This window comes from Frankia sp. KB5, assembly GCF_002099325.1.
Taxonomy (GTDB): domain Bacteria; phylum Actinomycetota; class Actinomycetes; order Frankiales; family Frankiaceae; genus Frankia; species Frankia casuarinae.
Map to the genome: position 1 here is coordinate 1 of NZ_MRUJ01000275.1, position 10208 is coordinate 10208.

Below are 10208 nucleotides of genomic sequence, written 5' to 3' on the forward strand. Positions count from 1 at the left end.
AGCCGGCCACGTGAACCGTCCGGCCGTCGCGTTCAGTCCCGACGGCACCGAGCTGCTGACCGGTGGCGACGACGGCCGGGCCCTGCTGTGGGACGTGCGGGACCTCGCCGCCCCGGCGGAGCTGAGCGAGCTGAAGGGCGAGGCGGGCCCGAATGTCGTGCTCAGCGCGAACACGGCCGTCCGTGCGGTCGCCATCAGCCCGGACGGGAAGACGGCGGTGACCGGCAGCGACGACACCACCGCGCGGGTCTTCGATCTCACCGACCCGCGACGGCCGACCACCCTCCAGGTCATCGACGAGGTGCGATCGGTCGAGGCGGTGGCGGTCAACGTGGACGGCCTCGTGGCCGTGGGGGTGAACAGCGCGGTCGAGATCTACGATCCGTCCCGCCATTTCGACGCCATCGCGGTCCTGCCGCACGCGTCGAAGCCGTGGGCGTTGGCCTTCAGCCCGGACGGGCGAACCCTCGCCTCCGGTGCCGACGACCGCACCCTGCGCCTGTGGGACGTGCCGGGGCCGGTACTGGTCGGGCACCACCGCTTCCTGTGGTCGACGGCGGTCCATCCGAACGGGCGGGTCCTAGCCACCGGGGACTACGGGCAGACCGTCCGGCTGTGGGATGCGCATGACCCCGATCGGCCGGTACCGGCCGCCACGTTGACCGGATTCAACGCCGCGGTCGGCAGCGTCCGGTTCACCCCGAACGGCAGGGTCCTCATCGCCGGCAGCCTCGACTACGCCACCGACTTCGACGGCATGGTCACGCTGTGGGACGTCGCCGACATCCACCGTCCCAGGCTGCTGTCCACCATCCATCCCGGCATCGGCGGGATCAAGGACCTGGAGGTCAGCCCGGACGGCCGGACCCTCGCGCTGGCCGGCACGAGCGCCCGGCTGGCCCTGGTGGACATCTCCGCCCCGGCCACGCCCCGGGGGCGGTCCGTCCTCGCAGGGCACCGCTACGACGTCGCCACCGTCAGTTTCAGCCCGGACGGGCGCACCCTGGCGTCCGGAAGCAGCGACCGGACCATCCGGTTGTGGGACATCACGACACCGGACCGACCGGCGGGCATCAGCACGATCACGGGCTTCACCAGCGCCCTGATCACCATCGCCTTCAGCCGGGACGGAAGGACCCTCGCCGTCGGCAGCTTCGACACGAAGGTCGCCCTGTGGGACGTCACGGACCGCCGGGCCCCCCGCGCGCTGCCCTCGATCATCGGGTTGGGGGCCGGCGTCAACTCCATCGAATTCAGCTCCGACGGCCGGCTCATGGCGGCGGGCGTCGGCGGCGCGAACGGCGTGGTGCGGCTGTGGGACATGTCCGATCCGGCCGACCCGGTGCCGTACGCCACCTTCAGCGGCCGCTACAACGGCTTCGCTGCGGTCGCCTTCGCCCCGGACACCGCCTTCATCGTCGGAGCGCCCTACCAGGTGATCGGATTCGTCTGGGACCTCGACCCGGCGAGCGTCGTCACGCGGCTGTGCGCGCGGGCCGGCGACCCGCTCACCCGCGAGGAATGGAAACAGTACCTGCCGGGCCTCGACTACGATCCGCCGTGCGGCTGACCGGACCGGAGCCGGAACGGTTCATCACCGACCGGGTGGCCGAGGCGCTCCCCGCCTATGAGGTGACCGCCATGCTCGGGCACGGCGGTCACGCCGTCGTCCTCGCGGGTCGCCACCGCCGGCTCGGTCGAACCGTTGCGATCAAGGTCCTGTCGACCAGCGCGGCGGACGGCGGCGCCCACGGTCGGTTCCTGGCGGAGGCGCGCCTGCTGGCCGGACTCGACCATCCCCACGTAGTCCGCATCTACGACTACGTCGAATCCGGGGACCTGTGCCTGCTCGTCATGGAACGACTGGCGGGCGGCACCGTGCGGGCCCGCGCGGCGAACGGGCTGACCGTCGACGTCGTCTGCGCGATCGGGTTGGCGACCGCCGCCGCGCTGGAATGCGCGCACGCGGGCGGGATCCTGCACCGCGACATCAAACCGGACAACATTCTCTTCAGCGCCGACGGCCTGCTGAAGGTCACCGACTTCGGGATCGCCAAGCTCATCGGCGCTTCCGGCGCGGCCCCGAGCACGCTCGTCGGTACCCCCGTCTACATGGCGCCGGAACAGTTCGACGGCCGGCCGCCGGGACCGGCGTGCGACCTGTACGCACTCGGGATCGTCCTCTACGAACTGCTCAGCGGCCGCCCACCGTTCGTCCGGGCGCTATCGATGGCGCAGCTGATGGACCATCATCTGCGCGTCGCGCCGCAACCACTGGACGCCGCGCCGCCGGCAATCGCCGCGGTGGTGGACCGGGCGCTGCGCAAGGAGCCCGGTGCACGCCCGCCGTCGGCCCGCGCGTTCGCCCTGGATCTCGCCGCCGCGACGGCCCATGCGCTCGGTGCGGGCTGGCTCACCCGCTGCCCGCTGCCGCTGCGGCTCGACGACGATGTGCGCGACGCGGCGCGCGGCAGTCCACCAGCCCGCACACCACCAGCCCGCACACCACCAGCCCGCACACCGCCGGACACTCCGCCGTCAGCCGTCCCGCCACCAGCCACCGCCTCACCACGCCGATGGTCAGCCGGCGTGATCCGGCGCCGGTCCCTGAACCGGACCGCGCGGCGCGACCTCCGCCCGGCCGACATCACGTCCGCGCCGTTGCGGGTGGACTACCCGTACAGCGTGGTCGCCGCGCCGGATGGTGCGGTATACGTGTCCCAACGGCTACGCCACCGGGTGCTCCGGATCGAACGCGACGGCCGGACGGTTCACGTGGCCGGCTCCGGCAAGAGCGGCCCGCACGGTGACGGGGGGCCGGCCGTCAACGCCGAGCTGGACAACCCGTGCGGGCTGGCCCTGGGCCCCGACGGTTCCCTGTTCATCGCGGACAGCTTCAATAATCGGATCCGCCGGGTCGCGCCGGACGGTCGGATCGTCACCGTCGCCGGCTCCGGCCGTCACGGCCCGCCGGCCGGCCCCGCCGCCCGGCACGCCGCCTCGCTCAACCTGGCGCATCCGCACGGCGTCTACGTCGACGCGGCGGGCCTGGTGTACGTCGCGAACACCGGCGGCCACCAGGTGATCCGGATCGACCCGGATCTGCGGGCGGCACCGCTGGCGGGGGCGGGTGTCCCCGGCCTGTCCGGAGATCACGGACCCGCCCAGTTCGCCCAGCTCCGGCGCCCGCACGACGTCACGGCCCCGCCCGGACGGAATGTCTACCTCGCCGACACCGACAATCACCTGCTGCGGGCTGTCGACGCCGACGGGATCATCTCCACGGCCGCCGGGATGTTCTACGGCGCGTCCCCCGACGACGGAGCCCCGGCCCGGATCGCGGACGTCGGTCGACCCCACTCGCTGGCGCCCACCCCCTCGGGCGGTCTGCTGGTCACCGACCCCGATCGGGGACGGGTCCGCCTCGTCACCCACGATCGACTCGTCCGCATCTTCGCGGATGCCCGAACAGGTCTGCGGCGGCCGCTCGGTGTCACCGTCCACAGCGACGGCACCGCCTTCGTCGTCGACACCGCCCAGCACCTCATCCACCGTCTCCCGGTCGCATAGATCGGTCACCCGGCAAAGCATGGAAGACCCGGACGATGGTCAGTCCCCGGCACCATCAGCGGCGTCGGCACCATCAGCGGGGTCGGCACCATCAGCGGCGTCGGCATTCGTGCGTCCGGCGGCCCGGTAGGCGTTGGCGAGGTTTCCCTGCGAGGTCAGGGTGTCGCGGTGATCCGGTCCGAGGACACGCCGCTGGTCGGCCAGTACCCGCTCGTACAGGTCGATCGCCTCCGCGAGGCGCCCCGCGGCCGCAACGGCGCAGGCCAGGTTGTTCCAGGTGATCAGAATGTGTGGATGGTCGGCGCCGAGAACACCGCGGGCATCRGAGAGAACCCGCTCGTACAGATCGATCGCCTCGGGCAGACGTCCGAGCGCCTGGTAGGCGTCGGCGAGATTGCTGCGGGAGAGCAGGGTGTCGGGATGGTTGTCGCCGAGAACGCCTTCCCGGCCGGTCAGTACCTGCTCGTACAGGTCGAGGGCCTCAGTCGTCCGTCCGCTGGCCTGATAGGAGCTGGCGAGATTGTTGCGCACGAGGAAGGTCGTGAGATGCTCCTGGCCGAGAACCCGGACGACGTCGACGAGAACCTCTTCGTGCAGCCTGATCGCCTCCGCCAAGCGCCCCGCCGTCTGGTATGCGTTGGCCAGGTTGCTCCGGGCCAGCAGGGTGTCGGGATGGTCCGGGCCACGGATCCGTCCAGCGTCGTCGACAACCTGCTCGAGCAGTTCGACGGCCTCCGCGATGCGTCCGGCGGCCCAATAGGCGCTGGCGAGATTGTTACGGCTGATCCCCAGATTGGGATCATCGGATTCGAGGATGCGGCTGGCCCGCGCCAGGATCCGCTCGTACAACCCGATGGCCTCGGAAATGCGTCCGGCCTTCTGCAGGGCGAGGGCGAGGTTGTTCCGGAGAACCAGGGTGTTGGGGTGGTCGGTTCCCACGACCTGCTCGGTTCGAGCCAGCACCCAGGTGTGCAGGTCCACGGCGGCGGCGAGCTGTCCGGTTTCCTGGAGATAGAGCGCCGCCAGATTGCCCAGCCCCAGCATGCCCGCCGCGTTCGCGTCCGCCGGGGACGGCTCGGCTTCGATCTGGGCCTGAAGGTGTGGGAGCAGCGCGGCCCAGCGCGGCCAGGCCGCCGGATTACCCTGGATCGCGGTGGGCAGGGCCCTGATCATCAACCAGCCGACGGTGGCCCGGAACTCCAGGTGCCGCGACGTCGGAACCCGGTCCCGCAGCACCGCCTGCACCAGCCGATGCAAGGTGATGGTTCCCTGTTCGACCTTGCCCAGCCCGAGAGCACGGAGGCGGGCGACCACGTCCCCCCAGCGCAGCGGGGAGGAACAGGCCGCGCTCAGCGCCGACCAGAGCGTCCCCTCCCCGTTGCTCTCCCCCAGCTCCCCGTTGCTCTCCCCCAGCACCACCAGCGCGGGAAACAGGTCGAGCGGGATGGGCTCCGGGCCGAAGAATCCGGCCAGCTGCAGCAGCTCGACGACGGCCGGTTCGTCCGGTCCGATCTCGTCCAGGGCCAGGTTCCACGCCGCGGCGACAATGAACGGATAGCGGTCCGGTTTTCCGCGGGTAAGGAGTTCCCGAGTCTCCACGCGCAACGCAGCCAGGTAGTCCGAAACGGTCATGCCRCTGGCGGCGAGCCAGGCTCCGGCCTGTTCCGCCGCCAGCGGCAGGTCCCCGACCGCGGCCGCGAGCCGCTCAGCCTCGGCGTCCTCCAGCGCGGCTCGGTGCCTCCTCAGCAGATCGATCGTGTCCCTCCGGGGCAGCACCGCGACCTCGGTTGCGGTAGCCCGACCGGCCCAGTCGGGGTTGCGCGAGGTAATCACGAGATGTCCGAACTCGGCGGTCTCCGCGGCCTGCAGAAGCCTGGACAGGTAGGGGTTGGTGGCGGTAGCACCGGCGTTGTTGCCCATGACGGCATTGCCAATAACGGCATTGCCAATAACGGCATTGTCGACGACCAACAGCCACCGGCGATGAGGTCGACCGGCGCGCAACGCCTCGGCCGCCGCGGCGGCCGCTGCCTCGTCCCCCTCCACGTGGGCGAGTCCCAGCTGGGCCGCGAGGGCGGCGAGGCCGGCGACGACCTCCGTCATCTTGTCGCCGCGGATCCACCAGACCAGGTCGTAGGCGTGGCTGTACCGGTAGGCGAACTCCACGACGAGCTCCGTCTTGCCGACCCCGCCCAGGCCATGCACCACCTGGGCCCGCACCCCCGGCACAGGGGAACCGGGGCCGGGCACGGCCCGGTCGAAGCCCGTCAGTCGCGCGCGCAGCTCGGCGAGTTCGGATGCACGCCCGACAAAGCGGGGGTTACGCACCAGTTCCGGCGGCAGCCCCCACACGAGCGGGGGCCGACCCGGATACCGCGCTGCCCGTTCGGACTCGTCCGCCGCCGCGGGCACGTCGCGGGTGTCGCGGGTGGGGAGCGGCGTGGGATTGACCGACCGCACCTGCCCTGTCACGGCGGCACGTATCCCGTCCAGCAGCCGGGCGCGAGCGGCTGCGGCGGCGCCCGGCCCGGCCAGGTCGGTCAGGTCGGTCAGGTCGATCCAGGTGAGGCTGCCGAGCAGGCCGAGCGTGTCGGGCTCGCACGGCTCGACCTGCACCGGAATCAGCCGGCGCCCCCGCCCGCCCATGTCCGCCGCCCAGATCGCCTGCCACTGCGCCGCCGCGCCGACCGAGGCGAGATAGGCCGGGGTCAGCACCGCCAGGAGCCGGCCTGCGGTGGTCAGTCCCGCCTGGACGAGCGCAGGCCAGTTCGACCCGGGGACGAAGTCCCATGCCTCGAGCAGCACGCGGCGGCCAGCCCTCTCCAGGGTGTCCGCGATCCACTCCGCCCACGCCTGGTCGACGCCGGCGTAGGAGACGAAGAAGTCCACCGTCTTCCCGGCGTCGTGGGTGGTATCCGTGCCAGCCGGGTTCATCGGCTGGCCACCCGGACGCCCCGCCAGTCGAGAGGTGAAGGCCGGGATCAGGCGTTGGGCGGCAGGTCGGTGCCGGCACCGCGCTGACGTAGCGCGACCCGCTCCAGGCCCGCGCCCATGGCCAGCGCCGCCTCGGCGTCGGTGTTGAGGCCTTCCACCGTGAATCCCGCCTCGGCGATCATCTTCAGGTCCTGGTGGCCCTCCTGACCCTCACTGGTCAGGTAGTCACCAAGGAAGATGGAGTTCACCACCGAGAGGGCGAGGGGCTGCATCGAGCCGAGATGAATCTCCCGGCCGCCCGAGAGCCGCACCTCGGCCGTGGGGTTGACGAACCGGACCATGGCGAGAATGCGCAGGCACTGCCGGGGGTTGAGGTTCCATTCCGCCCCCAGGGGCGTGCCCTCGAATGGCATGAGGAAGTTGACCGGGATGGAGTCCGGGGCGAGCTCGCGCAGCGCGAAGGCGACGTCGACGAGGTCCTCGTCGCTCTCCCCCATGCCGGCGATGATACCCGAGCAGGGTGAGAGGCCGGCGTGCCTGGCTTCCTGCACCGTGTCGACCCGGTCGTTGTAGGTGTGCGTCGTGCAGATGTCTGCGTACTTCTCACCGGCCGTGTTCAGGTTGTGGTTGTAGGCGTCCGCACCGGCCGCCCGCAGCTGTGCGGCCTGCCCGTCGGACAGCAGGCCGAGGCACGCGCACACCTCCACGTCCGGATGCGCGGTCTTGATCGCGCCGATCGTGTCCGCCACTCGGTCGACGTCCCGGTCCGTCGGCCCGCGGCCGCTCGCGACCAGGCACACCCGGCGGGCACCGCCCGAGATGCCGGCGCCGGCCRTCGCGGCGGCCTCCTCGGGCTTGAGCCAGGTGTACTTCAGGATTCCCGTGTTCGAACCGAGCCGCTGCGAGCAATAGGAACAGTCCTCCGGACAGAGTCCGCTCTTGAGGTTCACCAGAAAGTTCAGCTTGACACGCCTGCCGAAGTACCTCCGCCGGAGCCGGTAGGCGGCGGCGACGACGTCCAAGAGATCGTCGTCGTCACTGCGCAGGACGGCCAGGGCCTCGTCCCGGGTCGGAGCCTGACCACTCACCCCCTTGCTGACAAGGCTGTTCAGAGTGGCTGACAGGTCCATGTCCGTCATCCTCGATCCTCTGCTGGCACGGCGGGCACTGGCGGGCGGCGGAAACCTGCGGGTGATCGTCCTTCCGCCGCGTCCACACTCTCATCGTTGCCTTGATCGGAACCAGYGATCGCCCACGCCGGGGCGGGGGTACGGCCGGGGTTGCCCGGACGTGGACGTGGCCAACCGGCGCCGGCGGGCAGGAAGGGGAGGATGGGTATGTGGCGACTGGATCCCGRGTGGAGGAGAACGACGCGTGCGTGTCGGGCGACAGCGTCGCCGGCGCCCACCCCACACCGACCGAACCAGCGACTGGACCTTCGAGTGGAAACTGGACCTTCGACCGGAAAGTGAGGCCCACCAGTGAGCCCGCAAGGATCCGACTCCGACGTCGTGACGGTGCCGCGTGACGCGGCGTCACCACAGACGGTGTCGCGTGACACCGCGTCGGTCCCGCCCGCCGACGAGGTCGTGCTCCTCGACGCCGAACGCCGCCCCTGCGGGACGGCGCCGCGGATCGCCGTGCACGGCCTCGACACCCCCCTGCACCTGGCGTTCTCGTCCTACCTTTTCGACCCGTCCGGCAGGCTGCTCGTCACCCGCCGGGCGCTCGACAAGCGGACCTGGCCGGGGGTGTGGACGAACAGCTGCTGTGGGCATCCCCGCCCAGGCGAGGATCTGGCGCGGGCCGTCGAGCGCCGGGTAGGCCAGGAACTCCGCCTGGAGTTGACCGACCTGCACTGCGCGCTGCCGGACTTCGCCTACCGCGCCACCGCCGCCGACGGTCTCGTGGAGAACGAGGTCTGCCCGGTCTACGTGGCGCGGGCGCTCGGGGACCCGGATCCGGACCCGGCCGAGGTGGTCGAGTGGCGCTGGGTCGAGTGGGACGACTACCGCCGGGTGGCCGCCGCCGCGCCCTGGGCGCTAAGCCCCTGGTCGGTCGACCAGATGGCGGCGTTCAGCGCGGCGGCCCATCCGCTGACCGCCGCGCTCTCCCTCGTCTCCGGCGGAACCCACACCTGAGCCGGCCATCCGGCGAGCCGACCCTCCGTCCTGTTCCGGAGGGCATCCTGTTCCGGAGGGCATCCTGTTCCGGAGGGCATCCTGTTCCGGAGGGCATCCTGTTCCGGAGGGCATCCTGTTCCGGAGGGCATCCTGTTCCGGAGGGGTTGCCGTGCCGGCGCTGACGCCCGGGGCCACCGAACCGCGGATGGTCCCGGACGCCGCGCGACCGTCCGCCGCCGGCCCCGACCCGGGGGTCCGTGGCGACGACGACACCGCGACGCGGGTGGCAGGAGCACGGCGTCAGTCCACGGCACCCCGCCGCGTCACGGCATCCCGGACATGGTCGATGACCGAGGCGATCGGACCTACCGTCCACTGCTTGGCGGTCGAACCGGCGGCTGACGGGTGCACCCAACCAGCACTAGGGCCTGTTCTGGGTTCGGATCATGGGGTCGGGAGGCTGYGTAGCCAGAGGATGGATCCGCGTAGGTGGAGTCCCGCGGCGTAGCTTTCGGGTGTCTTGTCGTAGCGGGTGGCCAGACCCCGCCATTCCTTGATCTTGTTGATGCTGCGCTCCACGGTGTTGCGGTCCTTGTAAAGCGTGGCGTCGTGGCTGACCGGGCGGCCACCGAGGCTGCCGCGTTTCTTGCGGTTGGCCTTCTGGTCGGCCTTCTCCGGGATCACCGCCTGGATCTTCCGGGCGCGCAGGTGGGCGCGGTTGGCGCGGGAGGAGTACGCCTTGTCGCCGGCGACCGCGTCCGGCCGGGTCCTGGGGCGCCCGACCGGGCACCTTGATTTTCTTCAGGACCAGGAGGAAACGCGGGCTGTCCGCCGCCTGTCCGGGGGTCAGGACGATGGACAGCGGGCGGCAGCGCCGGTCGGTCGCGAGGTGCACCTTGCTGGTCAGCCCGCCCCGGAAACGTCCCAGCTCGGCGGCGGTCAGCCGAGCCCTGCGGCGTCGGCGTACCGCGCGGCGCCGTGCCCGTTCGGCTTCCTCACCACCCTCGGGCGCCTCGGTCACACAGTCGTTTTGCCCGGTTTCTGAAGCCCCTTTTCCTCCGTCAGGGCCTTCTCCAGGTCGACCAGGAGATCCGGGTCGACCACCATGCCCGCCGCGTGGTGATGCGCGCGGGCGACGGTGGAGTCCACGCTGGCCAGGCTGAGATCGACATCGTCGCGCGCCGCCGCCTCGGTGATCATCGCGTCCATGAGGGTCTGGAAGACCCCGTCCTGCGCCCACAGCCGGAACCGGTCGTAGATCGTCGACCAGGAGCCGTAGCGTTCGGGCACGTCCCRCCAGGGGCTGCCGGTCCGGAACCTCCACATCACCGCGTTGACGTAGCTGCGCAGGTCAGGGATCAGCCCGGAGGCCCCCAGCGGGAGGTACGGCTCGATCAGCTCCCACTCACCGTCGGTCAGGTCGCCACGAGTCATACAACCGTGCTACCAGCCGGAGCACCCGAACACGAAAGGCGATCATCCCGCCTGTGATCCGAACCCGGAACAGGCTCTAGCAGGACTTCGTTAGGTGACTCCGGATAGGTGACTCCGGATAGGTGTTGTGTGACGGTGGGTGTGTGG

General features: G+C 71.0%; 5 protein-coding genes and 1 pseudogene. 3 read left to right on the forward strand and 3 right to left on the reverse strand.

Annotated elements, in window-relative coordinates:
- Both KBI5_RS21885 and KBI5_RS21890 read left to right on the forward strand, forming a co-directional pair.
- On the forward strand, positions 1-1570 hold a 1570-nt coding region (locus KBI5_RS21885), incomplete at its 5' end, for a WD40 repeat domain-containing protein (protein ID WP_133057110.1).
- The gene (locus tag KBI5_RS21890; protein WP_051623926.1) at positions 1561-3570 is read left to right on the forward strand and encodes a serine/threonine-protein kinase; all 2010 of its coding nucleotides are present in this window, start codon (positions 1561-1563) and stop codon (positions 3568-3570) included. The genes KBI5_RS21885 and KBI5_RS21890, both read left to right, overlap by 10 nt.
- A 39-nt stretch (positions 3571-3609) precedes the next feature.
- Here the strand turns inward: KBI5_RS21890 and fxsT are convergent, their stop codons facing one another.
- A complete protein-coding gene (fxsT, locus tag KBI5_RS21895; RefSeq protein ID WP_085016306.1) occupies positions 3610-6504 on the reverse strand; it encodes an FxSxx-COOH system tetratricopeptide repeat protein in 2895 nt (964 codons plus the stop codon).
- Positions 6505-6551: 47 nt separating this feature from the next.
- Positions 6552-7634, reverse strand: coding sequence for a biotin synthase BioB (bioB, locus tag KBI5_RS21900; RefSeq protein WP_085016308.1), 1083 nt, complete (start codon positions 7632-7634; stop codon positions 6552-6554).
- A gap of 417 nt (positions 7635-8051) precedes the next feature.
- Between bioB and idi the strand changes: the two genes are divergently transcribed.
- Positions 8052-8645, forward strand: a complete 594-nt coding sequence (gene idi / locus KBI5_RS21905; protein WP_347272531.1) for an isopentenyl-diphosphate Delta-isomerase — start codon at positions 8052-8054, stop codon at positions 8643-8645.
- Between the two features lie 426 nt (positions 8646-9071).
- Here idi and KBI5_RS21915 read toward each other — a convergent pair.
- Positions 9072-10061: pseudogene (locus KBI5_RS21915) on the reverse strand (IS5 family transposase).
- Positions 10062-10208: the final 147 nt, after the last annotated feature.